Raw genomic sequence first — 24,498 nt, 5'->3', positions numbered from 1 at the left:
CGGGAACCCGGATCAGCGGACGATCTTGTCGACGTGAATCCCCAGTTTCTTCAGGCGATACCAGAAGCTGCGCTCGGAAATCCCGATCAGTTGCGCCGCCGCAGCCTGCACACCGTTGCTCTGGGCCAGCGCGGCGAGGATGTAGGCTTTTTCCACCTCTGCCAGCGCTGCTTCCAGGTCCGCCGGCACGCTGCCTTCGGCGACCAGCGCTCCCGGCTGGGTCGGTTGTGAGGCAAACAGATAGGCCGGCAGGTCCTGCTCTTCAATCTCCGCACCGGACGCGACGATGGTCGCGCGCTCGACGCAGTTCTGCAGTTCACGAATGTTGCCCGGCCACGAATAGCGGGCCATCGCCTGCAACGCCTCGGCACTGAAACCGCTGAAGCGTTTGCCCGCCGCAGCGCCCAGGGTGTGGGCGAAATGCCGGGCCAGCGGCGCAATGTCTTCGACCCGCTCACGCAAGGCCGGCAACGGAATCGGGAACACGTTGAGGCGGTAATACAGGTCTTCGCGAAATTCCTTGTTGGCCACGGCGTCCAGCAGGTTCTTGTTGGTCGCGGCGATGACCCGCACATCGACCTTGCGCTCACGCGGATCGCCTACCGGTTCGATGATGCGCTCCTGCAAGGCGCGGAGGATTTTCGCCTGCAGCGCCAAAGGCATCTCGCCGATCTCGTCAAGAAACAGCGTGCCCTTGTCCGCCTGCTGAAAACGCCCGACCCGGTCTGCCACTGCACCGGTGAATGCGCCTTTGCGGTGGCCGAACATTTCACTTTCCAGCAGCCCTTCCGGGATCGCCGCGCAGTTGACCGCGACAAACGGCTTGTCGGCGCGGTTGCCGTGCTTGTGGATGGCCCGGGCAACCATTTCCTTGCCGGTGCCGCTTTCGCCGGTCAGCAGGATGGTGGCGTTGCTTTCGCGCACCGAATCGATTGCACTCAGGACCCGGCGAAAGCTCGGGCTGTCGCCCACCAGACTGTCGATCTGCTGGTGTTCGTCGAGTTCGGCGCGCATGCGCAGGTTGTCTTTGAGGATGTCGCGAAACTGCAGGGCCTTGCTGACGGTGATGTCCAGCTCATCGATGTCGAAGGGCTTGGCGATGTAGTCGAAGGCGCCGTTGCGCATCGACTGCACGGCATTCTTCACCGTGCTATAGGCGGTCATCACGATCACCGGCAACTGCGGGTAGCGGTTCTTGATTTCCGCCAGCAGTTGCGGGCCGTCCATGCCGGGCATGCGCCAGTCGCTGATCACCAGATCGATGTCTTCGGACTCCAGCACCTTGAGCGCGTGCAGGCCGTTGCCGGCGGTGAACACCGCAATATCGTTCTGACTCAAGGCCGATGCCAGCAGGTCGCAGAGCTTGGGCTCGTCGTCCACCACCAGTACGTTATGCGTCATCGCTGTCCTCGTCGAAATCTTCACCGTTGGCCGGAATGTACAGGCTGAAGGTGGCACCGGCATCTTTTTCGCTGACGCATTCGATGCGTCCGTCATGGTTTTCCATGATCGAGAAGACTTTGGCCAGACCGAGTCCGGTGCCGGACGCCTTGGTGGTGACGAACGGCGTGAAAATCCGCTCGAGCATGTCCGCTTCGATGCCCTGACCCGTGTCGCTGATGCTGATGACCGTGTTGTGTTGATCGCTGTGGATGCCCAGGGTCAGGCGGCCGCCGTCGGGCATGGCGTCGATGGCGTTAACGATCAGGTTCAGGCCCGCCTGCTTGAGTTGCCGGGCATCGGCGTACAGGGTGGCACCCGGCGCGCGGTCTTCGATTTGCACATCGATGTTGTGGCTGGCCAGTTCCGGGGCACAGAAGCCCACCAGTTCATCCACCAATGGCCGTGCCAGTTGGGTCGAACGCAGTGGCGCACTGGGCTTGGCGAAGTCGAGAAATTCGGTGATCAGGTCGTTGATGCGGCTGACTTCACTGACCACGTATTCCAGATGACGCTTGTCGGTTTCCGGCAGGTCCGCGCGTCGGTGCAGCAATTGCGTGGCGGTCTTGATGATGCCCAGCGGGTTGCGGATTTCATGGGCCAGGCCCATTGCCACTTCGCCCAGCGCATGCAGGCGGTCGCGGCGCCGCAGTTGCGACTCCAGATGCTGCAACTCGCCGAGGCGTTCGCTCATGTGGTTGAAGATGCTGCTCAGTTCCGCCAGTTCATCGCCGCCGGTGACCGGCAGGCGCTGGCGGTAATCCCCGGCAATCACCGCTTGTACGCCTTTGGCCAGACCGCGCAGCGGCTTGGTCATGCGCTCCGACACCAGCCAGCCCACCGCCAGCGAAGCCGCCGAGCTGAGGATGAAAATCAGGATGAACAGGTTGCTCTGGTTCACCAGACCGACCAGCGTGGTATGGCGCAGCAGACCGCTGAACACCACGCCTTGCAGTTCGCCGTTTTCGTTGAGAATCGGTCGGTAGATGCCGCTGTAGCGTTTGGTCGACTGCTCGATCGGCAGCTTGGTGCTGCGCAGTTGCTGTTCGATGCTTTCCGGAACGATTGCCGGGTGATCTTCAAAGCGCTGGGTGGAAAAGATCTCGGAGAAATCGGCGTCTCTGGCCAGGTACAGGCGCAGGTCCAGAGAGTGCACGTCGGCGACGCTGGTGAGGAAACTGTTGTCGAGGTAGGTCACCACGATCAGTTTGTAGTCGGTGCCGTCCTGCTCGCTCTCGAAGGTCGACACCACGGCGCCGGTTGCCACGCCGCCGACCTGCAGGGTTTGCAGCACGGCTTTGGGCGCGGTGCTGATCTGCCGCACGATGTCATCGGCGGCGGTGCTGAACACCACTTTGTGATCGCTGTTGCGCACCAGTGCGACCACATCGATGCCCATGGAGTCGGCGATGTCGGAAGTCAGCTTGTCGCGCCGGGCCGACTGGCGGTCCGTGGGCGGACGGGTGTAGCGCAGGAACAACTGCGCGGCACGGGCATTGTCGCGCACGATTTCGCGGATCTCGTCCTCGACGATCTTGGTCGATTCCTGCAGCCAGATCCGCACGTTGCTGTCGAAAATCTGCGACAGGGTGGTGGCCGCCAGTTCCGCGGCGATCATGGTCGGAATCACGCTGACCAGCCAGAACGCCAGCACCAGTTTGCGTTGCAGGCTCCAGCCGGAGAGGGCGAAGGGTCGGGCGGTGGCGCGTCGGTCTTTGCTCATCATGCTCGCTTATTGTTGTTCGCTTATCGCAGTCGCCATGGCCGGATCGGTGCGGTCCGGGCGGATGAAAATCTTCACCAGCCGCAGCAGGTGATTGAGTACGGGGTGGCGATGGCGGAAAAACACCGTATTGCCGATGAACGAACAGCCCAGGCGCAGCTTACTGGCATAACCGGCCTGGCCGCACGCGTAGATCGGAATCCGGTGCTCAATACAGTAGCCGACATTCGCCAGCCAGCTACGCATGTACAGCTTGTGCTCGCGGGTGCGGGCCAGATCGTGGGCGAAGAACTTGTCCACCAGCCGCTGTTCGTCCAGCAGCACCAGATTGAACGCCACCAGCTCGTCGTCCACCCAGTACAAAACGCAGGCGGCACGTTCGTCGAGGTGTTCCAGCACCTGGCGGAAATACGCAGCCGGCAGGCATTCGAAGGTCAGGTCGCTGCGTGCCAGGGTCGCTTCGTAAAGTCGCATCATGGTCGGCAGCAGATCGTCCACCGAACGTCGCCATTCGATTCGCGGGCCGGAACCGCGCAGGGTCCGGCGCAGGTCCTTGCGGGTGGATTTGCCCAGGGTGCCGAGGTAAGCGTCGACCGAGGCGAACTTGATCGGCAGCTCGGCACCGGGCAACCCCGGCATGCTTTGCAAACCGGCCTCGCGACAGGCCTGGAGCCATTGCGGGTTGCGGTGGGAAGCGTCCTTGACCGCCAGCAGGCCGACCCCGGCCTGATCCGCATCCTCTCGGGCCAGTTGCAGCAGGCGTGCGAACAGTGACGGCAAACGTGCCGGATCGAGCGACGGGTGCGTGCCGACATGGCACTGCTCCGCCACCGGCGAACCGAGGGCATACAGACGAATGTCGAACAGCCCCGGCCAGCAACTGCGCAGCCACTGGCTCAAGCGCTTGCCGGTGCCCTGCAGGGTGGTGTCGAGCGAATAGGCCGTGGAGAAGGCGACGACGGCCGCAATCAGCCGGTCGTCTTCAAACAGCGCCAGGTAGCGCCAGTGAAAGCCGTCGATGCCGGCCTGTTCCACGGCGCGATAGTAGGCCCAGTCTTCGAGCTCCTCGGGAAAGCAGGCATTCCACGCGTCGCGATCAATCGCTTCGATGGTTGAAAAGGCTTGGGCCGTGATCACGTCGTTTCCTTAACCGGCATGGCATGTCGTTGTGCAGGCGCTTCACGCTCGCTGCCGGTATTCCTCGGTTGGCAGGGAATGAGCGGAGGGCGCAAGGTCGGTGCGATGGTTGTTGATGAACTGCACGCTCAGTTCCACGACGCGTCGGTACTGCAGGTCGACGGTGATCATGTGATAACAGTCGTCCAGCAGAATCTTCACCACTTCGCCGCCGAGTTTGCGTTCCACGTAGTCGGCATTCCAGCGGCTGGTGATGTCGTCCTCGATGGAATGCAGCACCAGCGCCGGCACGGTGATCGAAGGCATGCGCTTGCGCACCACGGCGTTCATCCGGTGCAGTTCGCGCACGGTCACGCCTTCCATGGTCAACAGGCCGGCCTCACTGCTGTGGCCCTCCTTCATCTGCCGTTCGACGATGGCCCGCAGGCGCTCGTTCTTGATGCCGTAGGGCGGTTTCTCTTCGAACTTGCAGATGTGCACGCCGAACGGGATTTTCATCAGCAACGGCGTGAGGAACGCCAGTTTGTTGATGCTCCAGCCGTCGTACTTGAGCGTGGTGGAGTACATCAGCAACCCGGCCACCTGGCCCGGATGCTCGGACGCCACGTACATTGACATCACCGCACCCATCGACAGGCCGCCGACAAACACTTTGCTGTGCTGGCGACGGATGCCGACGAAGGTCTTGCGCACGCCTTCGTACCAGTCGCGCCAGCCGGTGGCCTGCAGGTCGGCATTGCCGCCGCAGTGCCCGGCCAGGGTTGGCACGTACACCGTGCAACCGGCCTTGGCCAGTCCCACGGCGACCCGACGCAACTCCGTCGGGGTGCCGGTGAGGCCGTGGATCAACAACACCGCGACCTCCCCTGTGCCGAGAACGAAACCGGCGTCGCCTTCGCCCAGATCGATCCCGGCCGCGTTCATCGTTTCATCGCCCGGGCCAGCAGACGGTCGAGCAGGGCGATGCCCAGGTCGATTTCCGGGTAGCTGATTTCCAGCGACGGCGCGAGGGTGATCACGTTCTTGTAGTAACCGCCCACGTCGAGGATCAGGCCCAGTTTGCGGCCGTCGATCTCGATGTCGCCTTTCATGCCTTCCTCGACCATGAAGTCCAGGGTGGCCTTGTCCGGGGTGAAACCGTCCGGGGCGCAGATTTCGCAGCGCAGGGCCAGGCCCAGGCCATCGACGTCGCCGATGATCGGGTAGCGTTTCTGCAGGTCCTGCAGGCCTTCGAGGAAGTATTTGCCCTTGGCCATGACCATCGCGCCGTAGTCGACTTCGCTGGTCATCTTGAACATTTCCAGGCCCACGGCGGTGCCCAGCGGGTTGGAGGCGAAGGTGGAGTGGGTCGAGCCTGGCGGGAAGACTTTCGGGTTGATCAGTTCTTCCTTGGCCCAGATGCCGCCCAGCGGGTTGAGGCCGTTGGTCAGTGCCTTGCCGAAGACGATCACGTCCGGTTTGACGTCGAAGTGTTCGATCGACCAAAGCTTGCCGGTGCGATAGAAGCCCATCTGGATTTCGTCGACCACCATCAGGATGCCGTGCTGGTCCAGCACATGCTTGAGTTCGCTATAGAAGTTCATCGGCGGAATCACGTAGCCGCCGGTGCCCTGGATCGGCTCGACGTAGAACGCGGCGTATTCACTGGCGCCGACCTTCGGATCCCAGACACCGTTGTATTCGGTCTCGAACAGACGGGCGAACTGCTGCACGCAGTGGCTGCCGTATTCTTCCTTGGTCATGCCTTTCGGGCCGCGGAAGTGGTACGGGAACGGGATGAAATTGGCGCGCTCGCCGAAGTGGCCGTAGCGGCGGCGATAGCGGTAGCTGGAAGTGATCGACGAGGCGCCGAGGGTGCGACCGTGGTAACCGCCCTCGAAGGCGAACATCAGGCTCTTGCCGTTGCTGGCGTTACGCACGACTTTCAGCGAGTCCTCGATGGACTGCGAACCGCCGACGTTGAAGTGCACGCGACCGTCGAGGCCGAACTTCTTCTTGGCGTCCACGGCGATCATTTCCGACAGCTCGATCTTGCCTTTGTGCAGGTATTGGCTGGCGATCTGCGGCAGGGTGTCGATCTGCTGTTTCAGCGCATTGTTCAGGCGCGGGTTGGCGTAACCGAAGTTGACCGCCGAGTACCACATTTGCAGGTCGAGGTAGGCCTGGTCTTCGGTGTCCCAGACATAGGAACCTTCGCAGCGGCTGAAGATGCGCGGCGGTTCGATGTAGTGAACGGTGTCGCCGTAGGAGCAGTACTTGGCTTCTTTTTCCAGAAGGATCTGGTCTTCCTGGGTAGCGATTCGAATATCAGACATGGTGGAAGAGTTCCTGGGTTTCGGTATTGAAGGTGTCGGAGTTGAAAGCGGTGGCGTTGGCGGCGCTGGCCTTTGGCAGCAGGGCCAGCAGCGCCGGGAGTTCGGCGAAGCTGTCGAAGCGGGCGTAAGGGATTGCGTTGCGCTCGCAGTACTCGGCGAGGCGGCCCTTGGCGAAGACGAAGTCGGCGGTGGACGACACGCACATGTCGGACTGGCCGTCACCGATCACCAGCACGCGCTTGTTGCCCGGCGTGGATTTGCATTTGCAGTTGCCGGAGGCCGCGCGGCAGGCGTCGCTGGAATGCGGGAAGTCGATGCGCCAGCTTTCGTGGTCGAGCTGTCGCAGGCGGTTGGCGAGGATCGGCAGCAGGGTCACGTAGTTGCGCGACAGAATCCGCGCGATGCCTTGCTCGATGCCGTCGCTGACCACTTCGAACGAAGCGCCCAGGCCGATGGCGTGGTCGACGAAGTCGGGGAAGTCCGGATCGATCTCGATGCTGTCGAAGAACTCCAGCAATTGGCCGGGCGTGGCCTTGACCAGCGAGAGCTGGCGGCTGAGGCATTCACGGGAACCGATTTCACCGGCCAGCCACTGGTTTTCGATCGTTTCCCAACTCGGGTCGGCGAAGCGTTCGAGGATGCTGTCGATCACGTCGGTGCGGGTGATGGTCCCGTCGAAATCACACACGATATGCCAGTCAATCATCTGCATTACCTATTGGTCAGAGCGCGTTGTGTGCGCTTGCCGAGGGGTAGAGCAGGGACTGTGCCAAGTGCCATCAGCCCCTTGCCGGCGGGGCCGATGAGGTGCTTTGGCAATTCGAAGCTACAATTTTTGTAGCTTGCTACAAACAACATGAGTGCTTGCGCGGTGGGTGGCATCCGGGGATTGATGCGCGCATGTTCAATTAAAGGAATGGCCTCATGATGAGGAAGACACTGTTTTTATTCGCAGCGCTGGGCGCTTTCTCAGCCAGCGCCATGGCGGACGGCATCACCGGGGAGGCGGGTGTGGGCCTGGGTTATCAGCCCCATGACCCGAGCGGCAGCCGTTATGAAACACGGCCGATACCGTATCTGGATCTGGACTGGGGTGACGTCAGCCTCAGTACCGACGACGGCCTGACCTGGAGCGCCTTGAAGACCAATGGCTTCAGCGCCGGCCCTTATGTGAATTACCTGCCGGGCCGCACGTCCAACGGCGAATTGCGCGGCTTGCGCGATGTGCCCGACATGGCCGAGGCCGGTGGTTTCGTGCAGTACGCGCCGGCCGACTTCTGGCGGGTGTTCGCCTCCGTTGGCCAGGCCATCGGCGGTAATGGCGGGCAGGGCGGCGTGCTCGGTCGGGTCGGTGGCGAGATTGGTTATCCACTGGGCGGCGGCGTGATCGGCAGCAGCAATCTGACCGCGCATTTCGCCAACGCCCGGCAGAACAACACCTTCTTCGGTGTCAGCGACAAGGAAGCCCTGGCGTCCGGCATCCGTGCCTACAACGCCGGTGGCGGCCTGCAGAACATCGCGCTGACCCAGAGTTTCGAGTTCCCGCTTGGCCCGCAATGGTCGCTGGTGACCAGCGCGAGCTGGATTCACCTGACCGGTTCGGCGGCCGACAGCAGCATCGTCAAGAGCGTCGGCGATACCAATCAGGGCGAGGTGCAGATGGCGATCGCCTATAAATTCAAGTAAACCCGACGGGAACTGGTCTGGCCTTTGCAGACAGCCGTGACGAACCCATTGTTTCAGGATGTTCTTCATGGCTCGCCCTGCTTACCGTTTGCTGGCCCATTCGTTGTGGGACCTGATTCCCGTGGCCCTCGGACTGGCCCATTTCGCCTTCGTGGTGTGGCTGGTCCTGGCCTTTCATGCGTTGTCCTGGTGGGCACTGCTGCCGCTGGCGCTGGTGTATGCGGTGAGCCTGTCATGGAGTATCAACAGCATTTCCCACAACCAGATCCACAACGCCTACTTCACCCCGGCGTGGCTCAATCGGGCCTTTGACCTGCTGCTGTCGGTGACCATCGGTTTCTCCCAGACCCTCTATCGCGATATCCACAACCGCCATCACCGCGGCAATTCGGACCGGCCGGGGGCGGATGGCAAGACCATCGATCCGTTGTCGATCTATCAGCGCGGCAAGGATGGTCAGCCCGAGAATCCCTGGGCCTACACCTTTCTGAGTTTTTTTCGCGACGACCCCAAGCCGATCTACGACGAGATGCAGCGCAAACGTCCCGCCGATGCACGTTGGGTCAAGGTGGAGATCGGTGTGACAGTGGCGTTCTATCTGGGACTGGCGATCTGTGACTGGCGGGCGGTGCTGGTGTTGCTGCCGTTCTGGTATCTGGGCCAGGCGCTGTCGTCGCTCAACGGTTACTACGAGCATTTTGGCGGCAACCCGGATTCGCCTATCGCCTGGGGCGTCAGTGCCTACAGCCCGCTCTATAACCTGTTGTGGATGAACAACGGCTACCACGCCGAGCATCACTACCGGCCGAAAATGCACTGGACCCGGGTCAAGGCGTTTCACCGGGAAATTGCCGGGCAGCAGCGAGAGGCGGGGGTGAAGGATATTCCGGTGGCCCATGGCCTCGGATTTCTGGTGGCGCATCGCAAGGATTGAACCGTAAGAAATGTGGGAGCCCGCAGGCTCCCACGACCGTTCACCTCAGTTTTCCTCGCCCTCGGCCAGCAGCGCAATGCCGCCCATGATCACGGCCACGCCCACCCAGTGCAGCAGGCTGATCTGTTCACCAAGGCCCAGCCAAGATCCCAGCAACACCCCGACGAACACCAGCGAACTGAGCGGAAATGCCAGCGACAGGCTGCTGCGCCGCAGAATCAGCATCCAGACAAAGAACGCGCCGATGTAGCAGGCAATCGCCACCAGCACCCCCGGTGCCTGGGCGACGCTGAGCAGCCATTGCAGGGTGAAATCCATCTGCCCCAGTTGATCGCCGCCGACCTTGGTCGCGATCTGCCCGCCGCTTTCCAGAATGATCAGCAACGCCCAGAGCACCACGGTGCCGAGGCGGCCGTGCAGCCAATCCATCGAGCCATTCCTTTTGAGTATCAGTTGAGAATCAGGCATGGCCGACACACACGAGCATCACGCCCGCCGTAATCACCAGGGTGCCCATCCAGCGCCGTCGGCTGACGGTCTCGCCAAGGAACACCTTGCCGGCCAGCACCACGCCGCAATAGGCCAGCGCGGCGGCAGGGAACAACAGGCTCAGCGGCGCCCGGGACAGGGCTTCGAGCCAGACGAAAAACTCGATCACGTAGGCGCCGATCCCGCACCACAGCAGCGGTGCGTTGAACACCTGGCCCCAGAACGCACCGAGCCGAAAACCGCCTTCCAGTTCCGGCAAACGGTCCAGGCCAAGCTTGAAACAGAGCTGGCCGATCACGTCGAGCACGATGGAAAACGCCACCAACAGAATCACGGTCAAGGTCATGGGAACAGCTCCTCGAACAACTCGATCAGCGCCTGATTGGTCGCCGAGTTGCGCAGCAGATCGGCCTCGCTCCAGCGCTCGGCCGGTGGCTGATCGGACTTGGCTTCCCAGCGTTTGAACGCGTTGCTGAAGGCCGGGCGGGCGAACTCGCCGCAGATGTCGATGCCGATCACGCGCTTGCTGGCGGCGAGGCTGCGGATGGCCTGGAGCAAATGGCTCAGGCGCATCTGGCCCTGATCCCAATTGGTCGCGGCGTCTTCGCTGGCCAGCACGTCCTTGTCGATAGTTATCCACACGGCTTTAGTCGGAAGGCTGGCGATCATCCGGTCGAGAAACGCCGTCCAGTCCTGATCCGCCAGGTTGTTCCAGTGCAGCAGGTTTTCCTGTTGCTGATGGCCGGCGCCGTCACCCACCCGACCCCAGACCTTCGACGGCGGATGCTGCCAGGGGAACAGCTGCAACACCCCGCGTTTCAGGGCCCCGAGATTGCCGCCCTTGATCTGTGGATTTTGCAGATCGTCACTGCACGGCCCGAGGGTGACAATGCGTTCGATGTTCGGCAGTTTCAGCGCCTGATTGACCCACGAACCGCAATGCCGGCGGGGCGCGAAGTGCACCCAGTCGGGATGGTTGTCGAAGTGGATCAGGCTTACCGGCTCCGGCAGGTCAGTCAGGAAGGCCGGGGTCAGATGGTGATAATCGCCGGAGCCAACGAAAAAGATTTCCGGCGTGGGGCCGCTGTGCCGGGGCCGCTCGCGCAAGCGTTCGGCAAACCGGCGGAAGGTGCGTTCGCTGGACCAGAGCCGCAGTTTCGGGCCCAGGTCGAGCAGGTCCAGGCGCCGGGCGCGGCCGCTGTCGAGCAGCCGCGCGATGGACGCCTGAGCGGTCAGGCTGTGGTCGAGATCTAAAATATTCAAGGTCGCAATTCACCCTTGGCAGACCCTCCCAGACACCGGCCTCATCGAACATGAGCGCCGGCCGGGCGGGCTTTCGGGGGTAAATGCAAGGGACGGGCCAGCCGCTCTCCCGCACGGCAGCTCAGGCGTGCAGACGGACCCAGACGCTGACCAGCACCGTCGCTGCCATCAGCCATGCGACAGCCGCCACGGCCAGCGAGGCTTCGAGGCGCATCCGGTCGACCATCACGTACAGCGTCGCCAGATAAACGAAGTAGGGAATGATCGACCACATGCCAAACACGATGGTGGTCTTCAGGTCATCGACCGAACGGCCCTTGCCGACGATGTAGTGGGCGATCAGGGCGAAAGTCGGAAACAGCGGCACCAGACCGGCGATGTAATAGTTTTTGGTCTTGGCCAGCATGGCGAGGATCACTACCACCGCCGCACCCAGAAAGGCTTTGAAAATCAGATCCACGTCGTTCTCGCTTAATGGCTCAGGCCGTACTTTTTCACTTTGTCGAACAGTGTGGTCTTGGCCATGCCCAGCTCCAGGCTGGCCTGGGTCAGGTTGCCGCCGCTGCGCTGCAGGGCATCGCTGAGCAGGTTGCGTTCGAAGGCTTCCACCGCTTCAGCGAACGCCAGGCCCTGGCCGCCGCTGCCGGCGCCGGACTTTTTGAACGCCGGCAAACCGAGGGCGAAGCGCTCGGCGACGTTGCGCAACTCGCGCACGTTGCCCGGCCAGTCGTGGCTCATCAGGCTGGACAGGGTCTGGTTGTCCAGCTCCGGCAGTGCGCGGTCGAAGCGCAGGGCCGATTGCTGGGTGAAGTGTTCGAACAGTTGCAGGATGTCTTCGCGGCGCTCACGCAGGGGCGGCAGCTCAAGCGTCACCACGTTGAGGCGGTAGTACAGGTCGCTTCGAAACTCGCCGGCCTTGCTCGATTCGTCGAGGTCGGATTTGGTCGCCGCGATCACCCGGCAATCCACCGCGACGCTCTGGTTCGAACCGAGGCGTTCGAGGGTACGTTCCTGCAACACCCGCAGCAGTTTGATCTGCAACGGCAGCGGCATGCTTTCCACTTCATCGAGAAACAGCGTGCCGCCGTCGGCGTGTTCGATCTTGCCGATCCGCCGCTTGCCGGCGCCGGTGAAGGCGTTGGCCTCATGGCCGAAAATTTCGCTTTCGAACAGGTTTTCCGGCAGGCCGCCGCAGTTCAGCGCGACGAACTGTTTGGTGTGGCGGCGGCTGAAGTCATGCAGGCAACGGGCAACCAGTTCCTTGCCGGTCCCGGTTTCGCCTTCGATCAACACGTTGGCCGAGGTGTCGGCGACGTTGGCGATCAGTTCGCGCAGGTTCTGCATGGCCGGCGAGCGACCGATGATCCGTCCTTCAAGGGAATCGCGCTCAGCCAGTTGCCGGCGCAGGGACGAGACCTCACGCGCCAGGCTGCGTTGCTCCAGCGCACGCCTGGCCACATCCACCAGCCGTTCCGGGGAGAACGGTTTTTCCATGAAGTCGTAGGCGCCTTTCTGCATCGCGCCGACCGCCATGGAGATGTCGCCGTGACCGGTAATCAAGACCACCGGCAGGCTGCGATCACGCTGCTTGAGGCGGGTCAGCAGTTCCAGACCGTCGATGCCGGGCAGGCGAATGTCACTGATGACGATGCCGGCGAAATTGTCGCCGACCCGCTCCAGCGCTTCTTCGGCACTGCCGACGCCGATGCAGGGAATGTCTTCCAGAGTCAGTGCCTGCTGGCAGCCGAGCAGCACATGGGGATCGTCTTCGACGATCAGCACACTAAGGTCGTTGTTCATATTGGCTCGGCAGGAGTAGGGCTTACCAACGGTAAACTGAGGACGAAGGTGGTACCACCGCTGGCTGGGTGCTCGACACCCAGATGTCCGCCGGTGGCGGCGGCCAGGCTGGCGGAAAGGGTCAGGCCGAGGCCCAGACCCTGTTCGCCGGGTTTGGTGGTGAAGAACGGTTCGAACAGATGCTTGCGCGCTTCGGCGTCGATACCGTGGCCGTTGTCGCGCACCCGCAGGCGGTACTTGCCGTCGAATTCTTCGCCTTCCAGCCACAGTTCCGGCAGCGGTTGGGCCTGCATGGCGTCGAGGGCGTTGCCGATCAGGTTGACCAGAATCTGCTCCAGTCGCGTCTGGTCGATCTGCACTTGCTCATCAATGAACTGACGATGCACTTGCAGCGCGGCTTTTTCGACACGGGCGCCGAGCACTTGCAGTGCCGCGTCCACCGCTTTGCCGAGGCTCGCGCGGCCCTTGTCGTCACCGCGCCGGGCGAACGAGCGCAGGCTGGCGGTGATCCGGCCCATGCGGTCGATCAGGTCGTTGATGGTCTTGAGGTTGGTGCTGGCGACATCCAGCTGGCCGCGCTCCAGAAAACGCACGGTATTGCCCGACAGCGTGCGCATCGCCGCCAGCGGCTGGTTCAGTTCGTGGGCGATGCTGGTGGACATCTGGCCGATGGCCGCAAGTTTGCCGGCCTGCACCAGTTCGTCCTGGGCCCGGCGCAAGGTTTCTTCGGCCTGACGGCGTTCGCGGATCTGACTCTTGAGCCGTTCGTTGCTGGCACGCAGGTCGGCGGTGCGTTCGGTAATCCGACGCTCCAGCTGATTGTTGGCTTCCTGCAAGGCTTCCCGGGCGGCGAGGCGGGTGGCGATGACCTTGCGCCGCTCGTTCCAGGCAATCAGCAGGAACGCCACCAGCGCAAAGGCCACGGCCACCAGAATCCCCTGATTGATCGCCTCGCGCCGCAGGTCCTGCAGCGGCGTGAGCAGGGTGAAATTCCACGGCGTGTCGCTCAATGGCCGGGTCTGCGCGAGGTAGCTGATGTTCTCTTCGTCGCGGTCCTGTTGCGGCAGGACTTCGCTGTTGGCCGGGAAGGTGAGTTTTTCCACGCCTTCGGCCAGGGTTTCCCGGGCCAGCGGTTGCAGTTCGTTGAGCGGAAACCAGTAGTACTGCAGGCTGCGGGCGAGTTTTTCCTTGGTCTCGTCGCTCAGCGGCACCACGGATTTCAAACGTCGGGCCGGGTCGCTGGAGAGAATGATGATGCCGTTCTCGTCACTGACGAAGGCTTCCAGGCGCGCCCGTTGCCAGCGCTCTTCCATGGCTTCCATGCGCACTTTGACCACTGCGACGCCGATGATCTTGCCGTGTTCTTCCAGGCCGTGGGCCAGGTAATAGCCGGGCTCGCCATTGGTGCTGCCGATCCCGTAGAAACGTCCGGGTTCGCCACGCACGGCTTTCTGGAAGTAGGCGCGGAAGGACAGGTCTTCGCCGAGGTAACTGTCGACGTCGCGCCAGTTGCTGGTAGCCATGACCCGGCCGGTGGTGTCCATGACATAGATGGCCCGACTGCGGCTGCGCCGGTTCAGGCCTTCAAGGTAATCGTTGACCGTTTGCCGGTGTTCCGGGGTCGGGTCGCCAAGCAACTGCGAAACGCTCGATTCGAGTTCCAGCAGGCTGGGCAGGTAGGTGTATTTGCTGATTTCGCTTTCGACGGCGCGGGCGTTCAGTTCGAGCTGGCGCTGGCCGTTTTCGCTGAGGCTGCGAATGCCGAAGCGCTCACTGATCCAGAAGCCGGCGTAACCCAGTCCGACCATCAGGATGATGATCAGCGGCGGCAGGAACAAATGGCGGATCAGACGGGGTTTCACGGCAAGTGATGGCGTGGTTGCGCGATAGAGATTGGGGTCGCATTTCATCACAGATGCCTTGGGTCAACCACCCGGATTCCCCGACAGTTGCTGTCGGGGAGTCCGGCAGTTTTTTAGTGCTGCAGGATTTTCTCGAGGAAATGCTGCGCGCGTTCCGAGCGCTGGCTGATGTCGCCGAAGAACTCTTCCTTCTTGCAGTCTTCGATGATCTTGCCGGCATCCATGAAGATCACCCGGTCGGCCACTTTGCGGGCGAAGCCCATTTCGTGGGTCACGCACATCATGGTCATGCCTTCGTGGGCCAGTTGCACCATCACGTCGAGCACTTCGTTGACCATTTCCGGGTCCAGCGCCGAGGTCGGTTCGTCGAACAGCATGACGATCGGGTCCATCGCCAGCGCACGGGCAATCGCCACGCGCTGTTGCTGACCGCCCGACAGTTGGCCCGGGTGCTTGTGGGCGTGAGCCGACAGGCCGACGCGATCAAGCAGTTGCAGACCTTTCTTGGTCGCTTCTTCCTTGCTGCGGCCCAATACCTTGATCTGCGCGATGGTCAGGTTTTCGGTGATGGTCAGGTGCGGGAACAGTTCGAAATGCTGGAACACCATGCCGACGCGCGAGCGCAGTTTCGGCAGGTTGGTCTTTGGGTCGGCAATCGACGTGCCGTCGACCACGATGTCGCCTTTCTGGAACGGCTCCAGCGCGTTGACGCACTTGATCAGGGTCGACTTGCCCGAACCGGACGGACCGCAGACCACGATCACTTCACCCTTTTTGACCTCGGTGCTGCAATCGGTCAGCACCTGGAAGTCCCCATACCACTTGTTGATGTTCTTGATAGAGATCATACGGCGAACCTTTTTTGCAGACGCTTGACCAGCTGCGAGGCGGCAAAGCTGATGATGAAGTAGACGACACCGGCGAAGATCAGGAACTCATTGGAGCGTCCGATGATGTCGCCGCTGGAGCGGGCGGAGTTGAGGAAGTCCACCAGGCCCACGGTGTAGACCAGCGAGGTGTCCTGGAACAGGATGATGCTCTGCTGCAGCAGCAGCGGGGTCATCTTGCGGAACGCCTGGGGCAGGATGATCAGGCGCATCATCTGGCCGTAGGTCATGCCCAGTGCCTGGGCGGCGCCCATCTGGCCCTTGGGAATCGACTGCACGCCGGCCCGGACGATTTCGCAGAAGTACGCCGCTTCGAACATCATGAAGGCCACGATGCACGAGGTGAACGCGCCGATCGGGGTGTCTTCGCCGGTGATCCAGCGCAGCACGAACGGCACCGCCAGGTAGAACCAGGTGATCACCAGCAGCAGCGGGATCGAACGGAAATAGTTGACGTAGGCGCCGGCAAGGTTCGACAGCAGTTTGCTGTGGGACAGACGGCACAGCGCAAGAATGGTACCGAGAATGATCCCGCCGACCACGCCCAGCGCCATCAGCTTGAGGGTCATCAGCATGCCGTTCCACAGGCCGGGAATGGCCGGGACGATGCCACTGAAATCGAATTCCATCATTTACCCCCCACGGAGATCAGGCCGGGCACGGAGACTTTCTTCTCGACCATGCGCATCAGCAGCATCAGGCTCATGTTCAGGGTGAAATAGATCAGGGTCGCCAGGGTGAAGGCTTCAAACAGGTTGGCCGAGAACTCGGCGGTCTGTTTGGTTTGCGCCAGCAGTTCCATCAGACCGATCAGCGAGGCCACGGAGGAGTTCTTGAACACGTTCAAAAATTCCGAGGTGAGCGGCGGAATGATGATCCGGTAGGCCTGGGGCAGCAGCACGTTCCAGTAGATCTGCGGCAGCTTGAAACCCATGGCGCGGGCGGCGGATTCCTGGCCACGCGGCAGCGCCTGGATACCGGTGCGAACCTGTTCGCAGACCCGGGCGGCGGTGAACAGGCCCAGGCACACGACAACGCTCAGGTAGGCCGAGGTGGTCGGGTTCAGGTCCTGTTTGTACCAGTCCTGCAGGTTCTGCGGCAGCATGTCGGGTACCAGGAAGTACCAGATGAACAGCTGAACCAGCAGCGGCACGTTGCGGAACAGTTCGACGTAGCAGGTCGCGATGCCCGCCACGATGCGGTTCGGCACGGTGCGCATGATGCCCAGCAGCGAGCCCAGCAACAGGGCGATGATCCAGGCCACGACGGCGATGGCGATGGTCCAGCCCAGGCCGGAGATGAACCAGTCGAGATAGGTCTCGCTGCCCACGCCGGTGGACTTGAAGAACACGCCCCAGTCCCAGTTGTAATTCATTAGGGTCTCCCCTCGATTCGATCGATGTACAAGTGCCCGCCTGGGGAAAATCCTTTCCCGTCTGACGTTGAACGTCAGGCACACGCGATCGGCTCGAAAACCACCAGGTCGAGTGTTCCAGTTGAAACCAGCAGGTATTAACTGTCGCCCGAGGGAGGGTTGGCTCCCTCAGGTGACAAGGTTAGATCAGTGTCAGATTTTTACGTCTGGCGCAGGCTTGTCGCTCGGATTGGCGATCAGCTCTTTAACCTTTTCGCTCATCGGGAAGTTCAGGTTCAGACCCTTCGGCGGGATCGGGCTCTCGAACCACTTGCTGTAGATCTTGTTGATCTCGCCGGACTTGTAGAGCGCGACGATGGCGTCGTCTACAGCCTTCTTGAAGGCCGGGTCGTCTTTACGAACCATGCAGGCGTAGGCTTCGAAGGACTGTGGCGTACCGGTGATGACCCAGTCGTCCGGCTTCTTGGCCTTGGCTTCTTCGCCGGCCAGCAGGGCGTCGTCCATCATGAAGGCGACGGCGCGGCCGCTTTCCAGCATCTGGAAGGACTCACCGTGGTCCTTGGCGGAGATGACGTTCATGCCCATCTGCTTGTCAGCGTTCATCGCCTTGATGATGCGCTCGGAGGTGGTGCCGGCGGTGGTCACGACGTTCTTGCCTTTCAGGTCGGCAAAGTCAGCGTAGGACGGCTTGCCTTCCTTGTCTTTCTTGACCAGCAGACGGGTGCCGATTTCGAAGATGTTGACGGTGAAGTCGACTTGCTGGGCGCGTTCGGCGTTGTTGGTGGTGGAGCCGCACTCGATGTCCACGGTGCCGTTCTGCACCAGCGGAATACGGGTTTGCGAGGTGACCAGGTTGTACTTGGCGTTCAGGTCAGGCTTGTTCAGGTCTTTTTTCAGGGCTTCGACGATAGCGACCTGAATGTCGTGGGAGTAGCCCACAGGTTTGCCCGAAGCATCGGCGATGTAGGAGAAAGGAATGGAGCTGTCACGATGCCCGAGGGTGATGGTGCCCGAGTCGTTGATCTTCTTAAGGGTGCCGGTGAGCTCGGCAGCGAAAACTGGTGTGCTGATCAGAGCGGCAGCAATGGCTGCGCCCAGGATATGGGGAACGATGCGCATCAAATTTTCCTCGACATTGTTTTTTTTATGGAGCCGGTTGAGCGGGCCCTTTTGTGCTTCGAATGCCTGACGGCTCCTGTTGTGCTGGCGCAACAGGCATTCGTCGAAGGAGTGTAGAGCATGAGTCGTGCCAGACCAGTTGCAACAAGTTAACTGGTTGATTTTGCTGGTGATTAAAGTTTTGTGATGGTGTTTTTCAGCGTTTCTGATCCGGTTATCCGAACCGACCGACAGGTCGCGTTCGGAAAACCGAATGCCGGCGATTCAGCGCCAGACCGGCAGCAGGTCCAGGGTGAACAGCAGGTGCGAGACCGCGCAGATCACGCCGAAAAACAGCACCAGACCGATCATTGGCGTGCCGCCCCAGACCCGATAGAGCGGGCTGCCAAAGCGTTTGCGCGAGGCCCGGGCCAGCAGTGCCGGGGTGATGACGGCCCAGAGCGTGGCGGCCAGCCCGGCGAAACCGATGGCGTGAATGAAGCCTTCCGGCCAGAGAAACCCGCAGAGCATCGGTGGCAGGAACGTCGCGGCAGCGGTTCGCAGACGGCCCATGGGCCTATCGTCGAAACCGAGCACGTCAGCCAGATAGTCGAACAGGCCCAGGGTCACGCCGAGAAACGAGCAGGCCACGGCGAAGTTGGAGAAGAAAGTCAGCAGCAGGTCGACATTGGCGCTGTCCAGGCGTGAGCCCAGAGCGCTGATCAGCACGTCGATGTTGCCGCCGCGCTGGGCGATGCCCTTGAAGGCTTCGCGCTCAATGTTGCCCATGCTGCACAGCATCCACACCAGATACAGGCCCAGTGCGATCAGCGTGCCGCCCAGCAGGCAGGCACGGATTCGCTTCGGGTCCTTGCCGAAATGCTTCATCAGGCTCGGCACGTTGCCGTGGAAACCGAACGAAGTCAGGCAGAAGGGCAGGGTTACCAACAGATAGGGCCAGTAGTTTGTGGTGCCATTGTTCAGGTCGAACAGCGTGGCCGGTTGTACATGGCCGAGCAGGCCGCCGAAGGTCAGAAAGAATGCCAGGATCTTCGCGCCGAACACCACGGTGGTCATCCGGCTCACCGCCGAGGTGCTGAGCCAGACGATGAACGCCACCAGCACGGTGAAACCCAGCCCGCCGGCACGCGGTGACAGCGAGACGTCCATGGACTGCAGGGTGTGATGGATCACTGAACCGCTGGCGGAAATGTAGGCGTAGGTCAGGGTATAGAGCACGAAGACGATGCTCAGACCGTTGATCCGGTTCCAGGTACGCCCCAACAGATCACGGGTGATGGTCGAGAAGCTCGCGCCTTCGTGGTAGTTGAGGTTGGCCTCCAGAATCATCAGGCCCGAATGCAAGGTGCAGAACCAGGCAAACACCAACACGGCGACCGACCCGTAAAACCATAGCCCGGACATGACCACCGGCAGGGAAAACATTCCGGCGCCGACGATGGTTCCGCCGATGATCATGGCGCCGCCCAGGACCGAGGGCGAGCGTTCGAGTGCGGCGGGGGAAGGGGATGAAGCAAGTGACGTGGCACGCATGGCTGGGCCTGCATTGATTTTGTTATGGAAGGTTCGATCCGGCTCGCCCCTTGTCGGGGCGAGCCGTACTCATCGGATGTTCAGCAGGGGGGACAACCGGCTCACTGCCTGCAACAGAAATCCGTCCTGCCCCGGCAATGCGTCGAACGACAGGCCCACCGGCAGCGAATCCTTCGCCGCCACCGGCACGGTCATGCTCGGCGCTGCCAGGTTGCTGGCCGGATCGGTGTTGCGCACGAACCGCTCGAAATGGCTTTCATCCGCGCAATCAGCCAGCAACGGCGCACTGCAACTGACCGTCGGGTAGGCCATCAGATCCAGCTGGTGGTGGCTGAACAGTTGCCGGTATTCCTGCTCCAGCCGGACCTTGCCCATCAAGGCCTGCACATAGTCGGTATAGGAGATCGCCGGGCTTTCCAGCTGTGCAGTGAGGATTTTCTTGATCCCGGGATCGCCGATCCGCACCAGGATGTCGAGGAACTCTCCGCCGCGCCCTTCCTTCATCAGGAACCGTGGAAAGTCGATGAAGAATTCGTAGATCGGCAGCGGGAATTGGATGCACTCGTTGATCTCGCCGATCACCGTATCGTCGACCGCAACGATTTCCATGCCGGCGCTGGCGAGCGCGTCGATGGCGGCGCGGCAGTCACGGCTGACGTTGTTGTCCAGATCGGCCCAGAGGAAGCGTTCGGGAATTCCGATGCGCAGCGCACGATCGTCGGGCAGTGCCGGCAGGTGCCGGCCGGTCAGGTGGCCGTGGACGAACCGGCAGTCTTCCACCGTGCGCGTCAGCAGGCCCGGTGTGTCCTTGGTCTGCGAGACCGGGACGATGCCGTCGGTAGGGTATTCGCCGGTCGTCGGACGCAGGCCGACGACGCCGCAGAACGCCGCCGGGATGCGCACCGAGCCGCCGGTATCGGTGCCTACCGCGCAAGGCACCAGCCCGGCGGCGACAGCGGCGGCACAGCCACCACTGCTGCCACCGGCGCCATGCAGCTCGTTGGCCGGGTTGATGACCGCGCCATAGGTGTGGTTGGCCGACGTCACGCCGAACGACAGTTCGTGCATGTTGTTCTTGCCTACCACCCGAGCGCCCAGTTGCTTGAAGCGCGCCACGATACCGGCATCGTGCTGCGGCCGGTAATCGGCCAGGCCGGGGGTGCCGGCGGTGGTCGGCATGCCGCTGACATTGATGTTGTCCTTGAAGGACACCGGCAGCCCGTACAGCGGCGCCAGGCGATCCGCGTCCGGCGTGTAGGCGAACGTCGCGGGGTCGAACGTGATGAAACTGTGCAGATGCTGCGCCCGCTCATGGCGCTCGCGCAGGGCTTGCTGCCAGGTGTCGAGGCAGAGCTCGCCCCGGCGAAATCCGTTGACGAGCTGTTCGATGGAAAACTGTCTGTACATGGAAAGTCTCGGCGAAATGAAAGGGACGCAATCAGCAGTAGCGGTACTGCGGAACCAGCCCGTCGAGCGGATTGCCGTCGATCAGGTCGCCACCCAGGCTGCTGATGACCGAGCAGGCGGCGTTCAGGGCCGTCTGGATCGAACCTTCGGCCCAGCCGCCGGTGAACGAAGCGCCGCAGCCCGCCAGGTAAAGACCGGTGTCCTGACGCGGATCGAGAGCGGTGCGGAACTGATAGAACAGGCGCTCGGAATAGATGTCGTCGCCGGGGAAATTCAGCTTGAAGGCGCCGAGGGCATGCTTGTCGGTCAGCCAGTCGTATTCGAGCACGTAGCGCTGGTAGTCACCGTTGAGCGGGACCAGGTGGCGGGCGAATTCCGGCGCGCTCATCGCCAGCTCGTCCACCAGGCGCAGGCAGCGCTGCACCTTGTCGGTCATGGAAACCATCTTGTGCGAGTCGTCTTCCCAGGTGTAACTGATCAGCACCACGCCCCAGGAGTCCGGGTCCTGTGGCGCGTAATCCAGGCAGTACACGCCCTTGACCAGGGTGTCGGTCTGGATGTTCTGCGCCAGGCCGTGTTTGAGCCAGAACTTGTCCCTGGTCAGGATGAACAGCTTGGAGGACCCGACCATGTGGGTTTCGTTGATGGCCCGGGCCACGTCGCGATTCACGAACGCCTGGTTCTGGGTGAGCTTGAGGTTGACCTGCAAGGCGCGGGTCGTGGTGGTGGTGATCACCCGGTCGCAGGCGTAGGTTTCACCGTTGCTGCCGGCCAGCAGGATTTGTCCGTCGGGGCCCCTGTTGATCGATTCGATGCGGGTACGGCAGATCATGTCGCGCAATTGCATACCGTTGAACCGGGTGTCGGCGATCAGCTCTGCCAGCGAGGAGATGCCGTTCGGCACCAGCCGCTGATTGACCTCCAGCGCGTTGACTACCAGCCGCAGAATCTCGGTGAACGAGGCGCGATAGACCGACTGGAAACCACCGGAACCGATGCCCAGCGAGCCGAACAGGTGGAAGTCTTCCGGTTTGCGCCAGACCTTGCCGCCCGGCGGGTTCTTGCTGGTGAAGATACGCACCATCGCCGAATAGAAAGAGCTGTCACCGAAGCAGTCCAGATAGCGTTGCCATTCCGGCTGCACTTCGCAGTAATTGTGCTGCTTGAGCAGTTCGGTCAGCAGCAGCGGCGGGGCAAGGCTGGTGCCGTCGTCCAGTACCGCACCTTCGCGCAGAAAGGCATTCCAGCCCTGATGCACGGTGCTGAACAGTGCCGGCGGCGGTTGCATCGCGGCCCAGTGATGGGCCTCGCCACGATAATGCAGTTCGGTATCGACCACTCCCGGGTCGGGAAAGGCTTCAGTGGTCTGGATGCCGAACTTGTTGAGGTAATGGAACAGCCCGACCTCGCTCGGCGGAAAGCGCATGGCGCCCATTTCCGCGATGAACTGTGGTTGTTCTTCATCGAAGCATTGAGTCAACAGGCGACCGCCGATATGACTTTCTTCGGCCTCGAACAGGGTCACGCGACGGGCACCGGCACGCAGCAGTTCATAGGCCGCCACCAGCCCGGTCAGGCCGGCGCCGACGATGCCGATGTGTTTTTGTGCCGTGAGTGCCGGCAGGTTTCCGATGGCCTGGTCGGCGTTGCGCAGGAACTGACCGTAATCGTAGAGCAGGTCGACATAGGGGAAAGACAGGCACGCGGTATCCTGGCTGGCAGGATTGTTCATGGAGTTCACAGGGGTAATTCTCGGTCGGTCAGATGATGAGCTGCAGGCTTTCGAGGGCGCGGTCGGGGTTGAGCAACAGGATCTTCTTGCCCTGGATTCTCCACTCGCCGTCGAGGTTGATCAGGCGATGTTCGACGGTGGCGGGGTAATGCCATTCGCGCTCGCCACGGGCTTCGCAATACAGCAGATTGCTGCTGGCGACGGCGCTGCAGGACGGCTCTTCAATCGTGATCCGGGGGCGCTGGGCAATGTGCAGGCAACGGCTTTTCGGCTGTTGGGAAAAGTTGCGGGCATTGGCCAGGCGGTTGATGCGCAGGGTGGTCAGGAAGCGGTCTTCATACACCAGCGAGGATTCGTGCAGCGGGCTGCGCTGTTCGCGAGTCATCGGAATCCAGTAGGTGTAGTCATCGCTCAGCAATTGTTGCCAGGCGTCGAAGTCCTGTTGATCGAGCAGGTGCATTTCGGTCTCGAGCAAACGCTCGATCGCCCGTTCAGTTTGATCGTGGTGCATGGTCGTCCCGCATCAGGTTTTGCCAGTTGTCGTAGAAGTTGCGCATCGCCAGTTCACTGGTGCCGGACACCACGCGGGTCTGGTCGTAGGTCTCGCCCGGTTCGAACAGGCGGGCAACGTTGACCCATTCGTTGGCGTCGCTGTGCAGGCCTTCCATGGCGCGCTCGTACATCTCCACGTCGTCGTGGGCAACCATCGAGCACGGCGAGTTGATCAGGTTGTTGTACTGCACGGTGCGCTCCAGCAACTGCACCGGGGCGCCCTGCAGTTCGAAGATCCACGACTCGACGATGGTTTCCTGCGCACTCACCGGGCGAATCACCCGCAGTGTCTGGATCGGGCCCTTGACCATCAGGTTGGGGAAATACACGGTGTTGTGCCGGGTGTCGTCGAGAATGGCCCGGGCCTGGTCCTCGCCGTAGCTTTCGACCATCAGCTCCCAGTAACCGGGAATGCCCGTGTAGGCCTTGTGGATCGAGTTGCTGACCCCGGTGTGTCCGTGGCCTTTGGGCCAGACGCGGATGCCCATGCCGGCGAAGAATTCGTACGAGGCCATGAACGGCGAGAACAGTTCCACGGCCATCGGTGCAGGCTGGCTCTGGTCACCGGTTTCCTTCCACAGGCGAATGGCTTCGCCGGCCGAGGATTCGTGGGCGATCATCGGGTGGCAGGTATCGGTCTGGTTGTCGACGACCATCTTCCAGTTGCAGCGATGCTTGTGCAGCAGCGGCTGACCGACCACACGCAGTTTGCCTTGCGGGGAGCGCATGACCATGTTGTCCAGGGTTGACAGCGACTCGCCGAAAAACTCGTCGAACCCCATGCCGGTCTCACTCAGGCGCACGAACACGAAGCCGCGATAATTGCGCACCGCCGCGACCGGCTGCATGCCTTTGTGGGCCGAGCAACTGCTCAGGTCGCAGTCGTCGTATTCCTTTTTCACCGGGATGCTCAGCAGCTCGCCGTCGGTCTTGAACGTCCAGGCGTGATAGGGGCAACGCATGAAGCGGCCCACGTTGCCACGCGCTTCGGCCAGCACTTTCACGCCCTTGTGCGGGCAACGGTTGTGCAGCACCACGATGTCGCCGTTCTTCTGGCGCACCATCGCCAGCGGCTGGGCGGCGAGGGTGGCGGTGAAGTAATCGCCGGTTTCGGGGATCAGACTGTCGTGGCCCAGGTAGCACCAGCTTGCGGCAAACACGCGTTGCTGTTCCTGTTCGAACAGTTGTTGATCAAGGAACAGAGACTTGTGCACTTCTCTGCCATTGAAATAGTTGTCCAACGG

Annotated in this window: 23 protein-coding genes; 2 read left to right on the top strand and 21 right to left on the bottom strand. The window is 61.9% G+C overall.

Translation table 11 applies throughout. The annotated features are described in order from the left end of the window. Nucleotides 1-12: 12 nt before the first annotated feature. Genes R1A29_RS22960 through R1A29_RS22935 form a run of 6 tightly spaced genes read right to left on the bottom strand, consistent with a single transcriptional unit; the run spans nt 13 to nt 7,321 of the window. On the bottom strand, nt 13-1,401 hold the full coding sequence (locus R1A29_RS22960) for a sigma-54-dependent transcriptional regulator (protein ID WP_119427767.1): 1,389 nt from the start codon (nt 1,399-1,401) through the stop codon (nt 13-15). Beyond that, a complete protein-coding gene (locus R1A29_RS22955) occupies nt 1,391-3,166 on the bottom strand; it encodes an ATP-binding protein (RefSeq protein WP_438299669.1) in 1,776 nt (591 codons plus the stop codon). Before R1A29_RS22955 ends, R1A29_RS22960 begins: the two co-directional genes overlap by 11 nt. A 6-nt stretch (nt 3,167-3,172) precedes the next feature. After that, entirely contained in the window at nt 3,173-4,300 is a 1,128-nt protein-coding gene (locus R1A29_RS22950) for a GNAT family N-acetyltransferase (RefSeq protein ID WP_438299668.1), read from the bottom strand. 42 nt (nt 4,301-4,342) lie between these two features. Then, nucleotides 4,343-5,224, bottom strand: coding sequence for an alpha/beta hydrolase (locus R1A29_RS22945; protein WP_085709464.1), 882 nt, complete (start codon nt 5,222-5,224; stop codon nt 4,343-4,345). Further along, a complete protein-coding gene (locus tag R1A29_RS22940; protein ID WP_085709465.1) occupies nt 5,221-6,615 on the bottom strand; it encodes an aspartate aminotransferase family protein in 1,395 nt (464 codons plus the stop codon). Before R1A29_RS22940 ends, R1A29_RS22945 begins: the two co-directional genes overlap by 4 nt. Next, entirely contained in the window at nt 6,608-7,321 is a 714-nt protein-coding gene (locus R1A29_RS22935) for an HAD-IB family phosphatase (protein WP_085709466.1), read from the bottom strand. Before R1A29_RS22935 ends, R1A29_RS22940 begins: the two co-directional genes overlap by 8 nt. 218 nt (nt 7,322-7,539) lie before the next feature. Here R1A29_RS22935 and R1A29_RS22930 point away from each other — a divergent pair, with 218 nt between their 5' ends. Further along, the gene (locus tag R1A29_RS22930) at nt 7,540-8,301 is read left to right on the top strand and encodes a MipA/OmpV family protein (protein ID WP_119427771.1); all 762 of its coding nucleotides are present in this window, start codon (nt 7,540-7,542) and stop codon (nt 8,299-8,301) included. 67 nt (nt 8,302-8,368) lie between these two features. Beyond that, nucleotides 8,369-9,235 (top strand): fatty acid desaturase, encoded by an 867-nt coding sequence (locus R1A29_RS22925; RefSeq protein WP_305833510.1) that lies wholly within the window; start codon nt 8,369-8,371, stop codon nt 9,233-9,235. Nucleotides 9,236-9,280: 45 nt separating this feature from the next. On the opposite strand, the gene R1A29_RS22920 is transcribed toward R1A29_RS22925, so the two are convergent. From R1A29_RS22920 to R1A29_RS22850, 15 genes are all read right to left on the bottom strand, one after another. Continuing rightward, a complete protein-coding gene (locus R1A29_RS22920) occupies nt 9,281-9,664 on the bottom strand; it encodes an EamA family transporter (RefSeq protein WP_413038507.1) in 384 nt (127 codons plus the stop codon). 31 nt (nt 9,665-9,695) lie between these two features. Next, nucleotides 9,696-10,070 carry an EamA family transporter gene (locus R1A29_RS22915; protein WP_085709470.1) on the bottom strand — a complete coding sequence of 125 codons (375 nt, stop codon included), beginning with the start codon at nt 10,068-10,070 and terminating at the stop codon, nt 9,696-9,698. Continuing rightward, nucleotides 10,067-10,987: an arginase gene (locus R1A29_RS22910; protein WP_438299667.1), complete on the bottom strand. Its 921-nt coding sequence runs from the start codon at nt 10,985-10,987 to the stop codon at nt 10,067-10,069. Before R1A29_RS22910 ends, R1A29_RS22915 begins: the two co-directional genes overlap by 4 nt. Before the next feature lie 121 nt (nt 10,988-11,108). Then, nucleotides 11,109-11,438, bottom strand: a complete 330-nt coding sequence (locus R1A29_RS22905; protein WP_167443801.1) for a GlpM family protein — start codon at nt 11,436-11,438, stop codon at nt 11,109-11,111. Between the two features lie 20 nt (nt 11,439-11,458). Then, nucleotides 11,459-12,787 (bottom strand): sigma-54-dependent transcriptional regulator, encoded by a 1,329-nt coding sequence (locus R1A29_RS22900; protein ID WP_085709473.1) that lies wholly within the window; start codon nt 12,785-12,787, stop codon nt 11,459-11,461. Beyond that, nucleotides 12,784-14,697 carry a sensor histidine kinase gene (locus R1A29_RS22895; RefSeq protein ID WP_085709474.1) on the bottom strand — a complete coding sequence of 638 codons (1,914 nt, stop codon included), beginning with the start codon at nt 14,695-14,697 and terminating at the stop codon, nt 12,784-12,786. Before R1A29_RS22895 ends, R1A29_RS22900 begins: the two co-directional genes overlap by 4 nt. Nucleotides 14,698-14,762: 65 nt before the next feature. Further along, the gene (locus R1A29_RS22890; RefSeq protein WP_085709475.1) at nt 14,763-15,497 is read right to left on the bottom strand and encodes an amino acid ABC transporter ATP-binding protein; all 735 of its coding nucleotides are present in this window, start codon (nt 15,495-15,497) and stop codon (nt 14,763-14,765) included. Continuing rightward, entirely contained in the window at nt 15,494-16,165 is a 672-nt protein-coding gene (locus R1A29_RS22885; protein ID WP_114885245.1) for an amino acid ABC transporter permease, read from the bottom strand. The genes R1A29_RS22890 and R1A29_RS22885 overlap by 4 nt, the downstream gene beginning before the upstream one ends. Further along, nucleotides 16,165-16,911 (bottom strand): amino acid ABC transporter permease, encoded by a 747-nt coding sequence (locus tag R1A29_RS22880; protein ID WP_085709477.1) that lies wholly within the window; start codon nt 16,909-16,911, stop codon nt 16,165-16,167. The genes R1A29_RS22885 and R1A29_RS22880 overlap by 1 nt, the downstream gene beginning before the upstream one ends. A gap of 192 nt (nt 16,912-17,103) precedes the next feature. Further along, nucleotides 17,104-18,030: a glutamate/aspartate ABC transporter substrate-binding protein gene (locus R1A29_RS22875; RefSeq protein ID WP_085709739.1), complete on the bottom strand. Its 927-nt coding sequence runs from the start codon at nt 18,028-18,030 to the stop codon at nt 17,104-17,106. A gap of 264 nt (nt 18,031-18,294) precedes the next feature. Further along, a complete protein-coding gene (gene mtr, locus R1A29_RS22870) occupies nt 18,295-19,563 on the bottom strand; it encodes a tryptophan permease (protein ID WP_438299666.1) in 1,269 nt (422 codons plus the stop codon). A 69-nt stretch (nt 19,564-19,632) separates the two neighbouring features. Continuing rightward, on the bottom strand, nt 19,633-20,970 hold the full coding sequence (locus tag R1A29_RS22865) for an amidase family protein (RefSeq protein ID WP_438299665.1): 1,338 nt from the start codon (nt 20,968-20,970) through the stop codon (nt 19,633-19,635). A gap of 31 nt (nt 20,971-21,001) precedes the next feature. After that, on the bottom strand, nt 21,002-22,702 hold the full coding sequence (locus R1A29_RS22860) for an NAD(P)/FAD-dependent oxidoreductase (protein ID WP_438299664.1): 1,701 nt from the start codon (nt 22,700-22,702) through the stop codon (nt 21,002-21,004). Nucleotides 22,703-22,730: 28 nt separating this feature from the next. Then, on the bottom strand, nt 22,731-23,213 hold the full coding sequence (locus R1A29_RS22855; RefSeq protein WP_438299663.1) for an aromatic-ring-hydroxylating dioxygenase subunit beta: 483 nt from the start codon (nt 23,211-23,213) through the stop codon (nt 22,731-22,733). Further along, the gene (locus tag R1A29_RS22850; protein WP_438299662.1) at nt 23,194-24,495 is read right to left on the bottom strand and encodes a Rieske 2Fe-2S domain-containing protein; all 1,302 of its coding nucleotides are present in this window, start codon (nt 24,493-24,495) and stop codon (nt 23,194-23,196) included. Before R1A29_RS22850 ends, R1A29_RS22855 begins: the two co-directional genes overlap by 20 nt. Between the last annotated feature and the right edge of the window lie 3 nt (nt 24,496-24,498).

The sequence above is a fragment of the Pseudomonas sp. NMS19W genome (assembly GCF_051554255.1).
In the GTDB taxonomy this organism is placed as follows: Bacteria; Pseudomonadota; Gammaproteobacteria; order Pseudomonadales; family Pseudomonadaceae; genus Aquipseudomonas; species Aquipseudomonas kribbensis.
Note: the sequence above shows the minus strand (reverse complement) of the source record. Positions and strands in the feature narration are given on the sequence as shown.